At 47.4% G+C, this 17,316-nt stretch carries 18 protein-coding genes; 16 read left to right on the plus strand and 2 right to left on the minus strand.

What is annotated here, in order from left to right; all coding sequences use genetic code 11:
- The first annotated feature begins 4 nt into the window (after positions 1 to 4).
- The 4 genes from L0M14_RS07620 (at position 5) to L0M14_RS07635 (ending at position 3,588) form a co-directional block, all read left to right on the plus strand.
- Entirely contained in the window at positions 5 to 850 is an 846-nt protein-coding gene (locus L0M14_RS07620; RefSeq protein ID WP_235121571.1) for a carbohydrate ABC transporter permease, read from the plus strand.
- Positions 851 to 874: 24 nt separating this feature from the next.
- Complete coding sequence (locus L0M14_RS07625) at positions 875 to 1,900, plus strand: glycoside hydrolase family 88/105 protein (protein WP_235121572.1); 1,026 nt, start codon at positions 875 to 877, stop codon at positions 1,898 to 1,900.
- 11 nt (positions 1,901 to 1,911) lie between these two features.
- The gene (locus L0M14_RS07630) at positions 1,912 to 3,018 is read left to right on the plus strand and encodes a rhamnogalacturonan acetylesterase (protein ID WP_235121573.1); all 1,107 of its coding nucleotides are present in this window, start codon (positions 1,912 to 1,914) and stop codon (positions 3,016 to 3,018) included.
- Between the two features lie 132 nt (positions 3,019 to 3,150).
- Positions 3,151 to 3,588, plus strand: a complete 438-nt coding sequence (locus L0M14_RS07635; RefSeq protein WP_235121574.1) for a MarR family winged helix-turn-helix transcriptional regulator — start codon at positions 3,151 to 3,153, stop codon at positions 3,586 to 3,588.
- A gap of 61 nt (positions 3,589 to 3,649) precedes the next feature.
- Here the strand turns inward: L0M14_RS07635 and L0M14_RS07640 are convergent, their stop codons facing one another.
- A complete protein-coding gene (locus L0M14_RS07640; protein WP_235121575.1) occupies positions 3,650 to 5,920 on the minus strand; it encodes a carbohydrate-binding protein in 2,271 nt (756 codons plus the stop codon).
- 244 nt (positions 5,921 to 6,164) lie between these two features.
- On the opposite strand from L0M14_RS07640, the gene L0M14_RS07645 reads away from it, so the two are divergent.
- From L0M14_RS07645 to L0M14_RS07675, 7 genes are all read left to right on the plus strand, one after another.
- A complete protein-coding gene (locus tag L0M14_RS07645; protein ID WP_235121576.1) occupies positions 6,165 to 6,980 on the plus strand; it encodes a glycosyltransferase in 816 nt (271 codons plus the stop codon).
- A gap of 368 nt (positions 6,981 to 7,348) precedes the next feature.
- Complete coding sequence (locus tag L0M14_RS07650; protein WP_235121577.1) at positions 7,349 to 8,800, plus strand: HAMP domain-containing protein; 1,452 nt, start codon at positions 7,349 to 7,351, stop codon at positions 8,798 to 8,800.
- A 26-nt stretch (positions 8,801 to 8,826) separates the two neighbouring features.
- Positions 8,827 to 9,375, plus strand: coding sequence for a methyl-accepting chemotaxis protein (locus L0M14_RS07655; RefSeq protein WP_311198853.1), 549 nt, complete (start codon positions 8,827 to 8,829; stop codon positions 9,373 to 9,375).
- Between the two features lie 113 nt (positions 9,376 to 9,488).
- A complete protein-coding gene (locus L0M14_RS07660; protein ID WP_235121578.1) occupies positions 9,489 to 9,917 on the plus strand; it encodes a MerR family transcriptional regulator in 429 nt (142 codons plus the stop codon).
- 15 nt (positions 9,918 to 9,932) lie between these two features.
- Complete coding sequence (locus L0M14_RS07665; RefSeq protein ID WP_235121579.1) at positions 9,933 to 11,390, plus strand: MFS transporter; 1,458 nt, start codon at positions 9,933 to 9,935, stop codon at positions 11,388 to 11,390.
- Positions 11,391 to 11,487: 97 nt separating this feature from the next.
- On the plus strand, positions 11,488 to 11,760 hold the full coding sequence (locus L0M14_RS07670) for a hypothetical protein (protein ID WP_235121580.1): 273 nt from the start codon (positions 11,488 to 11,490) through the stop codon (positions 11,758 to 11,760).
- 194 nt (positions 11,761 to 11,954) lie between these two features.
- A complete protein-coding gene (locus tag L0M14_RS07675) occupies positions 11,955 to 12,650 on the plus strand; it encodes a peptidoglycan recognition protein family protein (protein WP_235121581.1) in 696 nt (231 codons plus the stop codon).
- A gap of 166 nt (positions 12,651 to 12,816) precedes the next feature.
- Here the strand turns inward: L0M14_RS07675 and L0M14_RS07680 are convergent, their stop codons facing one another.
- On the minus strand, positions 12,817 to 13,023 hold the full coding sequence (locus L0M14_RS07680; protein ID WP_235121582.1) for a DUF1657 domain-containing protein: 207 nt from the start codon (positions 13,021 to 13,023) through the stop codon (positions 12,817 to 12,819).
- Between the two features lie 144 nt (positions 13,024 to 13,167).
- Between L0M14_RS07680 and L0M14_RS07685 the strand changes: the two genes are divergently transcribed.
- The 5 genes from L0M14_RS07685 (at position 13,168) to L0M14_RS07705 (ending at position 17,314) form a co-directional block, all read left to right on the plus strand.
- A complete protein-coding gene (locus L0M14_RS07685) occupies positions 13,168 to 14,028 on the plus strand; it encodes a DUF421 domain-containing protein (RefSeq protein ID WP_235121583.1) in 861 nt (286 codons plus the stop codon).
- A gap of 27 nt (positions 14,029 to 14,055) precedes the next feature.
- Complete coding sequence (spoVAC, locus tag L0M14_RS07690) at positions 14,056 to 14,529, plus strand: stage V sporulation protein AC (protein ID WP_235121584.1); 474 nt, start codon at positions 14,056 to 14,058, stop codon at positions 14,527 to 14,529.
- A gap of 3 nt (positions 14,530 to 14,532) precedes the next feature.
- Positions 14,533 to 15,543 carry a stage V sporulation protein AD gene (spoVAD, locus tag L0M14_RS07695; protein WP_235121585.1) on the plus strand — a complete coding sequence of 337 codons (1,011 nt, stop codon included), beginning with the start codon at positions 14,533 to 14,535 and terminating at the stop codon, positions 15,541 to 15,543.
- A 4-nt stretch (positions 15,544 to 15,547) separates the two neighbouring features.
- On the plus strand, positions 15,548 to 15,898 hold the full coding sequence (gene spoVAE / locus L0M14_RS07700) for a stage V sporulation protein AE (RefSeq protein WP_235121586.1): 351 nt from the start codon (positions 15,548 to 15,550) through the stop codon (positions 15,896 to 15,898).
- Positions 15,899 to 16,354: 456 nt separating this feature from the next.
- Positions 16,355 to 17,314, plus strand: coding sequence for an AAA family ATPase (locus L0M14_RS07705; protein WP_235121587.1), 960 nt, complete (start codon positions 16,355 to 16,357; stop codon positions 17,312 to 17,314).
- Positions 17,315 to 17,316: the final 2 nt, after the last annotated feature.

Raw genomic sequence — 17,316 nt, forward strand, 5'->3', positions numbered from 1 at the left:
GCATATGTTGAATGGATCCAGAAGTATAAAAACCGTAGTCTATCACGTATTCGTGTGCGCGCTGGCTATTGCCGCTATGTACCCAATCCTTTGGTTAATTGCCAGCTCGTTAAAGCCGAATGACGAAATATATTCAACAGCCAGCAGCTTGATTCCAAGCACCTTTACCTGGAGTAACTATGCCAAAGGCTGGCAAGGCTTCGCAGGTACGACATTTGGCACATTCATGAAGAATTCATTCATTATCGTGATTATCTCCACCATTGGTGCCGTCGCTTCTTCGGCAGCCGTAGGGTACGGATTTGCCCGGGTTAAGTTTTTTGGCAGCAAATTCTGGTTCGGTGCGGTCATGCTGACGATGCTCCTGCCGCAGGACGTTACGATTATTTCGCAATACGTAATGTTCTCTAAGCTGGGCTGGCTGTCGACATTCAAACCGATTATTGTACCTCAATTTTTCGGAATTCCTTTCTTTATCTTCTTGATCATGCAGTTTATCCGCACCATTCCGGGAGAGCTGGATGAGGCCGCCAAGATGGACGGCTGCAGTAAGTACACCATCTTTTATAAAATTATCATTCCGCTAATTGTTCCTGCACTAGTAACCAGCGCCATATTCTCCTTCTATTGGAGATGGGATGATTTCTATACGCCGCTGTTATATTTGAACGATCCTAAGCTGTATCCAATGTCCTTGGCACTCAAGCTGTTCTTGGATAACGATGCTCTGAACAACTGGGGCGGTATGTTCGCGATGTCGACGCTTTCGCTGCTTCCCATTTTCATCGTATTCGTGGCATTCCAGAAGTACATTGTTGAAGGGATCAGCACCAGCGGGTTGAAAGGGTAAAGAGAGATGAGAGGAGAGACGGAGATGCCAGCATTACAATTTGATCCGCAAGAAATTCGAGAGGTTATTGATAAAGTAGTCAGACGTACATTCCGTATGGATTATAACTGGGACTGGCCGGGTGGCGTTGCCTTCTACGGTGTCACAGAAGCTTATGAAGCTACTGGAAATGAAGAGTATTTGCAAATGCTCAAAGAATGGGTGGATGAAAAGCTGGAGGATGGGCTGCCGAAGCTGTCCGTTAACGGGATTTCTATCGGTCACTCGCTGCTCACGCTCTATAAAGCTACAGGCGAGGATCGATATATCGAAATCGCGACACAGATGGCTGAATTTCTTAAGCATGATGCAGAGCGATTTGCCGAGGGTATCTTCCAGCATACCGTAAACTCGGAATCGTATAACTTCCCTCAGCAGGCATGGGTGGATACGATGTTCATGGCAGGCTATTTTCTCTTGAGAATCGGAGCGTTGCTGGGTCGAGAGGATTATTTTGAAGATGGACTCAAGCAGTACCACGGGCATGAGAATTATTTGCAGGATATGACGACGAATTTGTACTATCACGGCTGGGATCATATTGCCCAGAATCATATGTCCGGCATTTTCTGGTGCCGCGGCAATTCATGGGCATCCATTACTATGGCAAGAGCGCTCGGTATCATCCCGGTGACCCATCCTTCCTTCATGATCATTGAAGGCTCACTGCGCGATCAATTGGCAGCTTTGGTTCGCTTGCAGGATGAGAGCGGCTTGTGGCATACCGTAACGACAGATCCGACGTCTTATCTGGAGACATCAGGCTCTGCTGGTATTGCGGCTGCGTTGATCGGATGCGGAGGCTTGTATAACAAATACATTAACAAATCAATACAAGGAATACTGGCAAACATCTCGGAAGACGGCACTGTGTTGAATGTATCTGCAGGGACAGCTGTCATGAAAGATATCGATGGCTACCGCGGCGTGCCTCACAAACGCATTCAGGGCTGGGGACAAGGCTTGGCGCTAATCTTCCTTTCCTCCCTGATTAACCGCAAGGATTGGTAGGCGGACGAAATATGGGAAACGAGCTTAAATTTGACTTTGGGCCCGGAGTTGTAGCAGAAGGCTACACACAGGTCTTGGACTCAACCGTATATACAGAGGAATCCGGCTATGGATTCCTGAATCCCGTGAATGTTTATTCACGGGATCGAGGTGTACCCGGGCCTCTTAGGAGATCCTTTTGCATCCCGGCCGGAGCTGTGTTTCAAGTAGCTGTGCCAAGCGGGAATTACCGAGTCGAGATGACCATCGGTGATCAGATAATAGGGACACGGACAACGCTGAAAGCGGGCGAAGGCAGACTGATCGCGAAGGATTTGCAAACGAATGAAGGTGAGTTTGCCGTTCTTTCTTTTACAGTTCATGTCAGCGACGGCAAGCTGCGATTAGCCTTCTCGGGCGCGGCGCCCAGGGTTAACGCCATGCACATAGCTCCTGCCGTTCAGGTGTCGACGCTCTATCTTGCAGGCGATTCGACGGTCACCGACCAGCCTGCTGACGGATATCCCTATGCGGGCTGGGGGCAGATGCTGCCTTATTACTTCAAAGCTGACGCAGCTGTGGCCAATTATGCGGTATCGGGAAGAAGCTCCAAAAGCTTTATCCATGAAGGACGTTTAGATGTCATCGCTTCCCAAATTCGCAAAGGTGACTATTTATTCATTCAATTTGGTCATAACGATCAGAAAATGGACGAAGAGCGTCATACTTCCCCATACACGACGTATAAAGAGCATCTGCAGAAATATATTGACGCGGCAAGAATACGCGAGGCTATCCCGATTCTGATTACACCTGTTCACCGGCGCTTCTTCGACGAGGACGGGTCCTTGCGTGATACGCATGGCGATTATATTACGGCGATGAAAGAGCTCGCTGAAGAACAGCAGGTGATCCTGCTCGATCTCGCTGCTAAGAGCAAAGTGTTATATGAACAGCTCGGAGCAGAGGAATCGAAGTCATTGTTCTTATGGGCTTGGCCTGGTGAATTTCCGAATTTTCCCCGCGGTGCTGAGGATAATACACATTTTCAAGAATTAGGCGCCATCCAGATTGCGGGTCTTGTCGTGGCATGCATCAGAGAGCAAAATATTCAACCGTTAGCCTTATACTTACGATAATAAATACTTAAAAAAAGCCTTCGAATGAAGGCTTTTTTTGCAGTTGCGGGTGGATTTCATGGGTAACCCCATTGACTTCTTATGGAACTTTTAGTACTTTGGATTCATCATAGGGAAAGGCAGGTACTCTACATGTCACTTCGCACGGAACAACAGCAGTCGGAAATCATTCGGGAATTTCTTATTAGCGTAGGGCAATCCCTTCAGCAGTATCAATACAGCTTTGCCTGCAGCGCAGAGCTCTCCCGCCATGAATTCAATGTGCTGTTCGTGCTCGGAACGAGAGGTCCTGTTGTAGTGAAGGAGATTGCCCAGCAAGTACCTGCTATTAGTTTAAGTACGTTGACAAGGCTTCTTGACAGTCTGGAGGACAAGGGCTACATAGATCGAAGAATGGACCCGAGTGATCGTAGAAGCTTTATTATATCCCCCACAGACAAAGCCAATCAGTTGATGAACAGCTTTCCGCGTCACATTGATTGCTTGGTGCAGCGAATAACCAAGGCATTGACACCAGAAGAGCAAGCGAGTCTGTCCGAATTAATTTGTAAAATAAAGTCCCAATTATAAATGAAAAGCAAAACAGCCATTCCGCCCGAAGCCGGGCAGAGTGGCTGTTTTGGCATTTCGATTAAGATGTGCGTTCGATCTTCACATTATCAATTTGCAGCGAGGTTAGTCCAGGTGAGTTGACATAAAAACCGATATTTAATTGTCCGTTTGTTACATGGACCTTGGATTGAACTTGACGATAGGAGGAAGAAGGTGAAATGGGCTGATAGACGGGATTACCGCCATAATCGGCAACTTCCATTCTTACGATAGTTGGTGTTTGACCATAGACCGTTTCCTTCACCCATGCGGATACCGTGTAGTAACCGTTATCAAGACCGGAAACGACTTGGTGCACACTTTGCTTATAGGCCTTTGTATCCCATAAATATAGCTTGTAAGTTCCCTTATAGTTATCGTAGGTATCCACACCATATTTAGCTTCCTGCCCTGCAGGGTGCCATTCTGTCCAACCGGCTAGAGTGCCGGTTTCAAAGTCTCCGTTTCGAACTTCCACATCCGGATAGGAGGTGCCTTGCTTTTTTGCCATGCTTAACGAATCAAGATTAATGGCTCCTTGGTCGGATGATGTCCGCTCTAAGGTAACCAGGTTGACTCCTGCTTTAAGCTTAATCGTGCTAGTTTGATTCATCCAAGTATTCCAATCCTTCGAGGATGGGAACGATACTTGCTTGGCTTGCTGCACCTTGCTGCCATTCAAATCTTCAGCGCTTATTTGTAAGGTAGAGTCAGCGCCTGTAGCATTCGCATAGCGGTAGCTTACCGCATAAGTTCCATCCTGGGGAGCTTCAATTGCGTATACAACCTTAGCCCCGGGGTTTCCTAAACCGTCTACAAAGCCGAAGCCCTGATAGCCGGTATGGTCATTGTTGAAATGCGCGCCTCCAACCCATGTAGCAACTTCGGATTGATACGTAACGGTCGAACCTACAGGCTCAATCTTGATCACACTCGATGCATGCTTGGCAAGCTGCGGGCTGTAGGCGGACATGGTGCCAAGATCTTTGCCCGACCACATGTCGGTTGTCAGCGCCGTGCCGCTTAGGCCAAGGTCTTTGACATAGTCAACCGAGCGTACGGCCGAAGCATCGGATCGATTGAATAAGCCAACAATCCAGGAACCGTCAGCCAGTTGGCCCAACCATTTCTCGGAATCCCGCGAATTCGGGTCGCTGCTGAAGGAGTTACCGTTCCGATAATAAGGTTTGCCTACAAATCCTTGGTTATGCAGATTCAGCATGTTCTCGTTCTTGTAGAAGCTGCCAGTATTTCCGATTGTTGAATATTGGTCCGTGATAGCAATCGGCGATCCCGCCATGGTAAACAAGTTAATGATGCTGCGCCGTTCATCATCTGTTTTGAACGTATTCATCCGAATAAAATCTCCATCGAGGATCATCCCTGACCCGCGGCCTGCGATATCTGAGAAGCCGGTGAAGCCTTGGAACGGGTTCGCCCACTGTGACCAGCCGTTCATCCAGTTCTGCCTTTGACCGCTCAGGTTCTCCCAACCGCCGTGTGCCAGATCCTCATTAATCCGGACCATATCACCGTTAGGAAGCTCGCCTGCGGCATGATTGTTCAGGTGAGGCATCACGAGGCTAAGCTCCATGTCGTCGCCCGCGGCTTCCTTCATCCATTTGAGCGCTGTTTGGTAATTGTCAGAGCCATGGTTCACACCGATCTTCTTGCCCTTATCCGTTCCGGACTCATACCAGGAAAGAAAGTCGATCCGCAAGTAAGTGACGCCAAGCTGCTTGAAATAATTCACATAGCCCTGAATGTATTCCTTAGCTCCCGGCTTGGTCACATCCACCCAGTAAAGATCATCGTTAAAGGTATCCTTCGAGCTGGCGATATCTTGAACCTTTATATTCGTGCCTATGACTGTTTTGCTTGGATCGTTTGCAGCGCTTCTTGTCACCCACAAAGGATTGTAATAGACACCAAGCTTCATGCCTTTATTGTGGATGTAATTGGACCAATATGCCCAGTCATGCTCCCAGCTATCGTTGTGGGAAAGAATGTATCCGTTTTCATTTGTTTGCTGAGCACCTTCAATCCAACCATCCGAAGCGATCATATCGTAGCCGTAGGCTTTGTAATCTTTTGCAATCCAGTCGATGTTCTTCTTCCATTCCTGCTCGTCCATCGGTGCGTTGTGGGTATATTGATATTCATAAGTGCTCCAGTATAAAGGACCAGTTCCGTTCTTTGTATATTGGCTATCCCGCGCAAGTGCCAAGCCGGAAACGCAAGTGAATGATACGACCGCACAGGCGCCCATCAAAGCCAACTTACGGAGCATTTTGTTCTTTTGTTTAGACATAGCGGCAGATTCCTCTCTGTATGAAGTAGTAATAGTCCGAATGCGTGATTTGATCTGCACAGCTATCATAACTGAAAACGCTTCATCTTCCTACGACCTCTTTTAACCAGTTTAGATGTCCCCCAGCTTCTGTCTATTTTCAGTGGAACACGATCCGATCCGTTCCATTCATTTCTCGATCGCATATTCTGTACGATAGAGAGATACAATCGACTCAGCTGCCGGAAATGGAGTGATAGGAAGGATGAGACGCCTAAGAATCGTCCAGGTCATATCAAACTACCCGGACGCCCGCCCGCTGCCCCCGACTAATCAAGGCGGGACGGAGAAAGTAGTGCATGAGCTTACGGAAAATCTGGTTCGCCGTGGACATGATGTTTATTTATTTGCCTCCCGCGGCAGTCGAAGCAGCGCGAAGCTAATTCCTTATAAAAAGAATTTGAGAGATCGGGGAATAGCCAGGTTCGTGTTGAAAAGAATGCCACGGCATGTGGATATCATCCACGATCATACCTTTACTTCGACTTTGGGGCGCAGAAAGTTGAAGATACCGACCATCTGTACCTTGCATTTGCCTGTTAAACAGCGTGTTAAGCATCCCGTCTATGTCAGCCGGCGTGCTAGGACCATTATGGGGAAGAATAGAGGTTACTTCGTTTATAACGGAATCAGTCCAAGAGACTACCAATTTAGTAAGGAGAAAAAAGGGTTTCTGCTGTTTATCGGGAGGCTGATCCCCGAAAAAGGGGTGCTGGAAGCGATCAAAATCGCGGAAAGAACCGGACATCGATTGTTGATCGCGGGGCCCATCAAGGACCGTCGCTATTTCAACAAATTGCTTGCACCTCGTATCAAGCGAAACCCTCGCATTCGATATGTTGGTGCTGTCGGCGGCAGGAAAAAGCAGTATTTACTTAAAAATGCTTCATGTCTACTGTTCCCGACACTTTGGGAGGAGCCGTTCGGTCTCGTCATGATCGAAGCCATGGCCTGCGGCACACCTGTTGTGGCGCTACGGAGGGGGCGGTTCCCGAAGTTATGTCTGGCTTTCCGAATCTAATCTGCCGCACCATCGATGAAATGGTTCACAAGGTTAAAAAGGGTCGATACCCCTCTCCTCATAAATTAAGGGCCTATGTACTCAAACGATTTACCAATAAGAAAATGACGGGACGGTATTTACGTTTATATCGCCAGATTATCAAAAAGAAATAAGCAGCCTACACAAGGATCCAGGAAGCCTGCCCAATCAATGGATTGAGCTTGGTTTACCTGGGTTCTTGTCATTTGAACACAATTGACCATGGAATCATATGGCAGATTAGGTCTGAAGAAGTAAATTTCTATTGTCGAAATGTGAAAGTGTGACATATAATTCAAATAAGTTTGTCGAATACATACATATTTTGTTGAAGGGTGGTTCTTCGGATGTTAGCCAACAATCGGAACAAACGGTCCATTTCGATCCGCGCCAAAATCGTGATCCCTATTATCATCATGATTGCCTTTCTGATGTCGGCAACCGCGTATTATTTGTACGTGAAGGTGGAAGAGAGTTCAAATCAGAAGGGGCTTGCCACTGTGGAGGCTGTTCGGATCGGCTTAGAAAGCGCTCTCACAGCGAGGAAGACAGCTGAAGAGGTGATGGAGCATGAAATGCAGGGACAAGCTGTGTTAGCCGCTTATATGATGGATACACAGAAGCTGACATTTCCCTTGATCACCGAGCTTGCAAAGCGGTCTGGAATTGATGAGTTTTGGATTACCGACGCTTCTGGAAAAGTAACACTTACTAATGCGGGGGAAAAAATTGATTTTAGCTTTGGCTCAGATCCTAATTCACAAGCGTACGAATTTACAGAGCTTCTCAAGGGTAAGGATAAAGTGATATCGCAGCCTGCCCAGCCTAGAACTGTAGACCCTAAGGTATATAAATATGTGGGGGTGTCCGGTTGGAGCAAGTCCCGTATCGTACAGGTCGGAAGAGACGGGGAGAAGCTGACCAAGCTGGAGGAGGACATTGGTGCCAAGCATTTTCTTACTAGCATGCACACGAAGATGGGCAACGAGCTGCTATATTCCGCGATTTTGGACAAGGATGGTAAAAGTGTTTTTTCTAGTGATGAGGGATTTACACTTAGCAGTACGTTAAGCAGCTTTATAGCAGCGCATGCCGGCCAGCAGGAGGTGGCTTCTCTTAGTGACGCGTATGGTCAATGGAGTGCCCGTTACTACGTGACAGCCCTATCCAACGGACAGACGCTATTGGTCGGATTGTCTCAGACATCTCTGAGCTCGATTTTCAAGACTTCTCTAATTGCAGTCATCGCAAGCGTAGTAATTACTGGCATATTGGTCTACGTAGTGGTGTACCTGCAATTCGCTCGTCTAAGAGAGCTAGAGCAAACCATGGTGACCATAAGCCAGGGCAGCGGGGACCTGACGAAGCGATTGCCCGTCAAATCCCGTGATGAAATCGGTGTGTTGGCTGCGTCGTTTAATCAATTCGTAACCACCATCCATAGTATCGTCTCTGATGTGAAACAAGCGGCACACACGAGCTTTGCCCATACACTTGAGATCAGCGATGCATCCGGGCGAACTTCGGCTGTGGCGAAGGAAATTAATCATGCCATTCATGAAATTGCAGAGGCTTCCGCTAAACAAGCCTCAGGTGTTGAAGAAGGAATGACGACGATTCACCTTATGGCTGATTCCATACGGGATACGGATTTACAAGCTTTGAATCTCGAGAAAATGGGCAGCACCATCCGAACCAGACAGCAGACAGGGGCTGACGCCGTCCATGAACTTCAAAGCAGTATGAACAAATATTCAGATATATATCTCAGAGCGTCTCAGGTAATCTGCATACCCTGATTTCGGAGATCGGCGGCATTCTTCAGATGTCCGATTTAATCCAGGGAATTTCGAAGCAAACAGGACTGCTAGCGCTTAATGCATCGATTGAAGCGGCTCGAGCCGGTGAACATGGACGTGGCTTTGCCGTAGTCGCAGCGGAGGTGCGCAAGCTGTCGGAGCAGTCCACTGAGGCCTCCGACCGAATTCGAGGTATTCTTGATAATGTTATCCAATCCGCTGAAATGACCAAGCAGGTCATGCTGACCTCTCATAGTGCCTTAGAGGCGCAATTTGTCAGTGTAGAGCACACGGGAGCCGCTTTTCGTGAAATTGAAGAGACGCTGACCGAAATGAATCAGCTGATTATTACCATGCGCGGTATGACTCAGAGCTTAAACATTCAGAAGGAATCCATGATTCAATTTATTGAATCAGCATCTGCCATTACGGAGCAGACCGCGGCTGGCTCCGAAGAAGTGCTCGCCAGCGTAGAAACTCAGCTGGAGATGTTCGGGCAGGTGTCCGCCAAGGCAGCTGAATTAACGGAAACTATGCAAAAAGTAAAGGGAACCTTTGAACGGTTTAAGGTATAAAATAACGTGATAAGAGGAGCGAATCGCTTCTCTTTTTTTCTCAATACCTAACGTTGACGTAAACTGTGATATAATATGGCAACTATGGTTTTGGAAAGGAGGTAAAGGATGTAATGGATCAAATGGTGTATTCGGTTGAAGAAGTGGCTGCCAAATTTCAGGTTACTTCCAGAACGCTTCATTATTATGAAGAGATCGGATTGATTCCCCCGATTCCTCGCACAGACGGAGGTCACAGGCAATATTCACAGGAGATCGTAGAGCGTCTGGACCATATCCTGCGTATTAAGCGCGTTCTGGGAGTTTCTCTGCAGGAAATATCCGCGATTCTTGAGGCGGAGAACAGCTTAAACGAGTTAAAGCTGCAATATCGGGAAATTGATTCCGATGAGGACAAGCGCAGCATTTTGCTCCAAAGCTCTGTACTGCTGCAATCGTTGGTAGATTCAATCCAGCAAAAGGTGTCCAGTTTGGAAAAGCTGAAGGGCAGCTTTGAGCAAAGGTTAGATAACGTGAGGGATCTGCTCAATCAAGTTAAATAGGAGATGGAAGCAACGATGAATACCAGTAAAAAATGGTGGGTGCTGTCTGTTACGAGTCTAGGCTCACTGCTGTCGGCTCTGAATTTCAGTACCTTAATTATTGCACTGCCTGATTTAATCAAGGGTCTTCAAACAGGGGTCTTGCAAGCAATGTGGATTATGCTTTCCTATATGGTTGCACAGACGGTTGTCGTGCTGCTAGCAGGCAGTATGGCCGATCGGTTTGGGCGCAAACGGATTTATATGTGGGGCATGATCCTTTTTACAATCGTATCACTGCTGGCGGGTTTTGCATCCAATGCAGGTATTCTGATCCTAATGCGTATATTGCAAGGGATTGGCGGAGCCATGGTTATGGCCAATAGTACGGCTATCGTGGCTGATGTGTTTCCTGTGAAGGAATTGGGCCGCGCATTAGGCGTGAATATCATGGTTGTGGCTATCGGTCAAATTATCGGCCCTGTCTTAGGTGGCTGGTTAACAGAAACCTTTGGATGGGAATGGACATTCTGGTTTAATGTGCCGTTCGGGCTGATCGCAGTTGCATGGGGGTATTGGGCTATGGGCATGTCTGACGCCAAAAGCTCGGAGCAGAAAGTGAAAAAGCTGGACCGCTGGGGTCTATTGACCTACACGCTAAGTGTGACAGGGCTGCTGCTGGCACTGACATGGGGACCGATTCAAAGCTGGGCATCTCCGGTCGTATGGATTGCCGGCATCTGCTTTTTAATCGCATTCCCGATCTTCCTATCTGTGGAAAAGAAACACCCTTCAGCCCTTTTACATTTGCCGTTGTTTGCTAACCGAACCTTCTCCATGGGAATGATTTCAGCGATGCTGAACGGAATTGCAAGAATGGCCGTTATGTTCATGCTTATTTTTTACTTTCAAGGAGCTCTTTATTATGATGCGCTGGAGGCCGGTATTCTGACGATTCCTCTGGCCGTGGGTATGCTCTTCGTTTCTCCTGTTGCTGGCTGGCTGGGTGACAGGTTCGGCGAAAGAATGCCGGCAACGCTCGGACTTCTTATTAGTATGCTGGGTCTAGTCGGGTTGGCAATGGATACATGGCTGGATACACCGTATTGGCATTTGGCGCTTTGGATGACGCTAATCAGCGTCGGCTCGGGATTGTTTAATTCTCCCAATACGAGCAGTGTGATGAACGCAGCGGGACCGAAATACCGCGGTGAAGCATCGGGGATTCGTTCGTTAACGATTAACATGGGGATGATGCTCAGCATTGCTTTCTCCATGCCCATTATCACCAATACGATTCCGCATGAAGCGATGCTGGCGATATTCTCCGGTACGCAGGTCGGAATGGAAGGCGGGAGTTCCGCATTAAGCGGGTTCATCCACGGGCTGCATGGCGTATTTTGGCTGATGGCCGTACTCATGTTGATCGGCACCCTCATGTCTTATCTGAGGAGTGGAAAACCGCTAGCGCAAGCCAAAGGAGCACAAGTGTAAGTTGGCAGCAAATGTCACTAAAAAAATAGGTTCGTATGCCTTACAATGAAATAACGGCGGAAAAGATGGTTCTTTATACAATCAGGAGGGAAACAGCATGCTAAAAGACAGATATTACTCCACCGTTGAGTATACGGATCGATTTGGGGCGAACAATAGAGAATTTCTCATTTATTGTCCTAAAGGACAGAAGCCTACAATTGGTGATTTTCTTGAAGCTTTCCAAGAAGCTGGCTATGACATGGAAATTAAGGATTATGTAACGATGACCTTTAAGCCAAAGGACACGACTACAACTAACTTGATTTCGCTTCGAATTATTCGAACGATCCGTGATTACTCCTATACACCCTTGATTAAAAACGGATAAATAGCGAGCGGTCTGAGAAAGCCTACTATGGCTAGTAAGGGATCCAGCGTAACAACTCTGAGCGTTCTTCCGCAATGGAAGGACGCTTTTATCTTTTTTCTATTGTAGGCATTTGCACGGAAAGGTTCTGTAGTGAATACGATGGACTACAGCGGGTACGGGAGGGGCTGCGAAAGGGACGGAGGTGGAAGGGCTTGGCAAACTTATATCCCGTTATTGTGGATTGGATACCAGGGCTGCCGCAAATTCCTTATCGGAACGGTATTGGCGAGTGGGAAGGTGTAGTTATGCATCAAACGGCGAATCCCAACGATACGGCACGCAGTGAAAGAGCCTACGAAGCATCAACCTTTCAAAACGCTTTTGTCCATGAATTTATCGATCCGAATGAAATTATACAAGTGGCAAACCCCGATTATATGGCATACGGAGCTGGCTCACAGGCTAACCCGCGTTTTATTCATTTGGAGCTGTGCTCGGCAAATAGTCAAGATGAATTTAACCGCTCTTTTGATCGATGGTGTCAGCGCGCCGCTTATTTCCTGAGCCAACGAAGTCTGGGAGTCATACCCGCCAAAGCAGATGGTACGGGTACGCTGTGGTCGCATGATGAAGTATCCAGATGGCTGGGCGGGACAACTCACACCGATCCCATCGAATACCTGGCTTCATGGGGAAAAACGTGGCAGGATGTCATCGACAGCGTGCAGGAGCAGTACACAGACATTGTGACAGGAGGGAATGCTCCCATGTTAAGTGTGCAGGATGCAAATGTGATCATTGCTTTTCTTTCGGCGGCCTACAATGCAACACAAGATCCAGAAGCACGTGCTGAATTTCACAGACTTGCTAACGAGCTACGAAAAGCCTCCGGGCAGCCGCTGCAGTAGAATACGTATACGATGAAGGAGAGAGGCTTATGACAAGGGAAGATTTGACCTTGTTCATTTTACTTTTGTACGTACTGCTTTGTTTGTTTCTATTCCTCTGTCTGCAGTAAAAAAAAGCGCACGGCAAGCGGATGCTTGGGTGCGCTTTTTTCGTCCATCCATATGATTAAAAGCCTTTATATTGAGGCTCTTCATTTTCCAGCTGTTGTACTCGGGAAGACACTTGATCGACGATTTGCTGGGTGGATTGGGCTGCACTCTCAAAAAGCTGCTTAGCCTCTTGATTTTGCGTGCTGAGTGCGAAAGTTTCTAAGCTGGCTTGTGCGCTTTTTAGCGATGCCAAACATGTTTTCACTTGTGCTGCTACGGTCACTTTTATCACCTCCTGAGACAATAAGATACCCAATCAAGTGGATTAATATTTGGTAAATACATACATTTATGTTTGCTCATAGAATATTTATTGTTCGCACATAATGACATTTGATTGAATAGAAATCTAAAGGAGGAACGACATGTGCCTGAATGGATACATATAATCATCCGATCTCTTACGGCATTAGTCACATTATTCATATTCACTAGGATTCTTGGTAAAAAGCAAATCTCCCAGCTTACTTTTTTCGAGTATGTAACCGGGATTGCCATTGGTGATTTGGCAGGCTTCGCATCTACAGACATAGAAGCTCACTTCGGCCTTGGTTTGCTTGCTATGGGTGTCTGGTTCGTTGTTCCTCTTTCCATAGAGTTTTTATCGTTAAAGAGTAAAACCATTCGGATGTGGTTTGAAGGCAAGGGAACGGTCATGATCAAGGATGGTAAAATCCTCGAGGATAACTTGAAGAAAGAAAGATATACAGCGGACGAACTGCTTGAGCAGCTGCGCACCAAGAGCATTTTTCGAGTGGCGGATGTTGAATTTGCCATGCTGGAATCGAACGGTGATCTCAGTGTTTTGCTGAAAAGTGACATGCAGCCGCTCACACCGAAACATATGGGTATGAAGCTGACTACCGAGAAGCCGGCTCAAGCTGTTATTTCTGATGGTACTATTGCGGACGAGCCGCTCGCAACCGCCGGAAAAAGCAGAGGATGGCTTCATACGGAGTTGGATAAAATAGGCGTAACCACCGAAAATGTATTTCTAGGGCAGGTCGATTCGGACGGCTTGCTTACAGTTGATTTGTACGACGATAAGCTGAAGGTGCCGGAGCCGAGTCAAAAACCAATGCTGCTGGCTACACTGAAAAAATGCCAAGCAGATCTCGAGCTATTTTCACTGACAACCCAAAATGAAAAGGCTAAGACTATGTACGAACAGTGCTCGGAGGAACTTAAGCAAGCGATCGGATTGGTTGAAACTCAACTGAAAAGCTAAGCTGATCATGACAGCAGGAGGGCTTATATGGCGAACAACAAGAAAAAGAATATGACCATGACGCAGCAAGAGTATCAAAAGCTGGCGAAGGAAAAGGAACCGCCTAGACCGGTTTTAAAAAATTGTATTCGCGCCTTTCTGGTCGGCGGCTTTATCTGTCTAATCGGAGAATGCTTGATGAAAGCTTTTATTCATTGGTTCGGATTCACAGAGAAGACGGCAGGCAATCCAACGGTTGCGGTGCTTATTTTTATTTCAGTCGTCCTAACTTGCTTTGGTGTCTACGATAAGATTGCACAATGGGCAGGAGCGGGTACGGGTGTTCCTGTTACCGGATTCGCTAATTCGCTGTGCTCAGCAGCTATTGAGCACCGTGCGGAAGGCGTCGTGCTTGGCATCGGCGGCAATATGTTCAAGCTAGCAGGGTCCGTTATTGTATTTGGCACAGTCGCTGCTTTTTTCGTCGGCATCGTACACCTCATTTTTGGAATGGGGGGTTAAATCATGCTGAAGGGACATCAGAGCTGGATATTTGAAAATAAACCCGTCATTTTATCTACGGCGACTGTTGTTGGACCTGATGAAGGACAAGGTCCTATCGCAGATGACTTCGATATTGTTCACAGTGATTTGATGGTCGGCCAAAAAACATGGGAAAAGGCCGAAAAGGCCTTGCTGGAGGAAGCCGCGCAAAGAGCCCTTGACCATGCAGGATTAACAGGCGGTCAAATCCAATTCTATATCGGCGGCGACCTCATGAATCAGATCATCTCCAATACATTTGCCGCACGAACTCTCGCCATGCCGTATATCGGCATTTTTGGCGCCTGCTCCACCTCTATGGAAGGACTGGCTTTAGCCAGCCAGCTTATGAATTCCGGCTCAGCCCATTATGTCATGGCAGGTACCTGCAGCCATAATTGCACAGCGGAAAAGCAGTTTCGTTATCCCACGGAATACGGCTCCCAGAAGCCGCCGACCGCACAGTACACGGTCACGGGAGCAGGGGTCGCCATTCTTGGGAAAGAAGGCGACGGTCCGGTCGTAACATCAGCAACAATTGGACGAATTGTTGATATGGGCATTAAAGACCCTTTTAATATGGGCGCGGCGATGGCTCCGGCTGCTGTTGATACCATTCAAGCGCATTGCCGTGACCTTGGCAGGGACCCGGGATACTATGATCTTATCGTTACAGGGGACTTAGCAGCCGTAGGTTTAAGTATTGCGAAAGAATTGTTTGAAAAGCATCATTTTCCAATTGAACAAACGAAGTTCGACGATTGCGGCTTACTTATTTTCGATCGCGAAAAGCAAATGGTACAATCGGGCGGCAGCGGTTGCGGATGTTCCGCGACTGTGACCTATGGTCATTTGCTTAAGCGCATGAGGAAAGGCGAGCTGAAGAAGATTCTTGTCGTTGCAACAGGGGCACTATTGTCACCTCTTTCCTTTCAACAGGGTGAAAGTATTCCATGTATCGCACACGCCGTTTCTATAGAGATGGAGGGGTAGACGGATGAACTTTCTGTGGGCGTTTATTATTGGGGGAGCCATCTGCGTAATCGGACAGCTTCTCATGGATGTGGGCAAGCTGACACCAGCACATACCATGAGCACGCTCGTTGTATTAGGTGCTATAGCTGATGGCTGCGGGCTCTACGAGCCATTTATTGAATTTGCCGGTGCAGGAGCGACAGTACCGATCACAAGCTTCGGCAACGCTCTTGTTCACGGTGCTTTGGAAGAGCTTCATAAGGACGGATGGATCGGTATTATTACCGGGATATTTAAAGTGACCAGCGCTGGTATATCTGCCGCGATTATTTTTTCTTTTTTGGCAGCCATAATCGTCAAACCGAAAGGATAATAGTAGCAGCTATATGCCCAAGAAGATAAGCCCCTGCGGTTAAACCGTAGGGGCTTGTTTGACGTCTAACCAAAGAATGGTTATATTTTACAAATAAATTTAGAGATTTTACAAGTGTACGCAGGAAGTGGAATCCTGTAAACTAGATTTAAGCCATTTTGTCTGGATTTTCAGGCAAATTTCGCCGATTTTGAGGAAGAAAAGCAAACGCTTACGAAGAAAGCTTTCTTCCAGAAAGCTCAGCACAAGCTTACGAAGAAAGCTTTCCTAACGGAAAGCTCAGCACAAGCTTACGAAGATAGCTTTCCTAACAGAAAGCTCAGCACAAGCTTACGAAGAAAGCTTTCCTAACGGAAAGCTCAGCACAAGCTTACGAAGATAGCTTTCCTAACGGAAAGCTCAGCACAAGCTTACGAAGATAGCTTTCCTAACGGAAAGCTCTAAGGAGGATCAGACATGGATACTGCCACAAGTCAGTACGTTGATGTATTAGCTAAGCTTAAGGCCAATCTGGAGTCGTGCATACTTGGGAAGACAGATGAAATTGAATTACTTCTCACGGCCTTGCTGGCAGCCGGTCATGTCTTGCTCGAGGATGTCCCCGGAACCGGAAAAACCGTGCTTATCAAAGCGCTGGCAAAATCAATTGAAGGCCAATTCAGAAGAATCCAATGCAATCCGGATTTATTGCCTTCGGATATAACAGGTGTTTCCATCTATCATCCCAAAGAGGAGAAGTTTTTATTCCGTCCAGGTCCGGTGATGACCAACGTTCTCCTGGTGGATGAGATCAACCGAGCCACAACGAAGACGCAATCCGCCCTTTTAGAGGCAATGGAAGAGAAGCATATCACCGTTGATGGTGATATACACGAGCTGCCCTCCCCGTTCCTGCTGCTAGCTACCCAAAACCCCATCGACTTCGAGGGAACCTACACGCTGCCCGAAGCTCAACTGGATCGCTTTATGATGAAGCTGAGTCTAGGCTATCCAAGTGAAACGGCTGAGAAACAGATGATTTCCTCTCAGAGTAAGGCCCATCCCATTGAATCTCTCGAACCCGCGGCTACTGCCGAGCAGGTTTCGGACATGCAGGACCAAGTAAGAGCGGTGCATATGGATGATGCGGTTGCGGACTATCTGGTTACTATATCGAGGAAAACAAGGGAGCATAAATCGGTTTATCTTGGAGCAAGTCCCAGAGCAACTTTATCCTTAGTTGCTGCGTGTAAAGCTTACGCATTTTTGAAAGGCCGAAGCTATGTGATCCCGGATGATATCAAATATTTAGCTCCATTTGTACTCGGACACAGAATTATTCTGCAATCCGAGGCGCGCATGGATGGAGCAACCGTCGCGTCTGTTCTGCAAGCTATTTTTGAACAGGTACGCGTTCCGGTGCGATTGGAGAAGTGAGC

The organism is Paenibacillus hexagrammi (genome assembly GCF_021513275.1).
In the GTDB taxonomy this organism is placed as follows: Bacteria; Bacillota; Bacilli; order Paenibacillales; family NBRC-103111; genus Paenibacillus_E; species Paenibacillus_E hexagrammi.

Coding starts and splice junctions, on each gene's coding strand:
- L0M14_RS07620 (WP_235121571.1), top strand. CDS start 5: ATGTTGAATGGATCCAGAAGTATAAAAACCGTAGTCTATCACGTATTC.
- L0M14_RS07625 (WP_235121572.1), top strand. CDS start 875: ATGCCAGCATTACAATTTGATCCGCAAGAAATTCGAGAGGTTATTGAT.
- L0M14_RS07630 (WP_235121573.1), top strand. CDS start 1,912: ATGGGAAACGAGCTTAAATTTGACTTTGGGCCCGGAGTTGTAGCAGAA.
- L0M14_RS07635 (WP_235121574.1), top strand. CDS start 3,151: ATGTCACTTCGCACGGAACAACAGCAGTCGGAAATCATTCGGGAATTT.
- L0M14_RS07640 (WP_235121575.1), bottom strand. CDS start 5,920: ATGTCTAAACAAAAGAACAAAATGCTCCGTAAGTTGGCTTTGATGGGC.
- L0M14_RS07645 (WP_235121576.1), top strand. CDS start 6,165: ATGAGACGCCTAAGAATCGTCCAGGTCATATCAAACTACCCGGACGCC.
- L0M14_RS07650 (WP_235121577.1), top strand. CDS start 7,349: ATGTTAGCCAACAATCGGAACAAACGGTCCATTTCGATCCGCGCCAAA.
- L0M14_RS07655 (WP_311198853.1), top strand. CDS start 8,827: ATGTCCGATTTAATCCAGGGAATTTCGAAGCAAACAGGACTGCTAGCG.
- L0M14_RS07660 (WP_235121578.1), top strand. CDS start 9,489: ATGGATCAAATGGTGTATTCGGTTGAAGAAGTGGCTGCCAAATTTCAG.
- L0M14_RS07665 (WP_235121579.1), top strand. CDS start 9,933: ATGAATACCAGTAAAAAATGGTGGGTGCTGTCTGTTACGAGTCTAGGC.
- L0M14_RS07670 (WP_235121580.1), top strand. CDS start 11,488: ATGCTAAAAGACAGATATTACTCCACCGTTGAGTATACGGATCGATTT.
- spoVAC (WP_235121584.1), top strand. CDS start 14,056: ATGGCGAACAACAAGAAAAAGAATATGACCATGACGCAGCAAGAGTAT.
- spoVAD (WP_235121585.1), top strand. CDS start 14,533: ATGCTGAAGGGACATCAGAGCTGGATATTTGAAAATAAACCCGTCATT.
- spoVAE (WP_235121586.1), top strand. CDS start 15,548: ATGAACTTTCTGTGGGCGTTTATTATTGGGGGAGCCATCTGCGTAATC.
- L0M14_RS07705 (WP_235121587.1), top strand. CDS start 16,355: ATGGATACTGCCACAAGTCAGTACGTTGATGTATTAGCTAAGCTTAAG.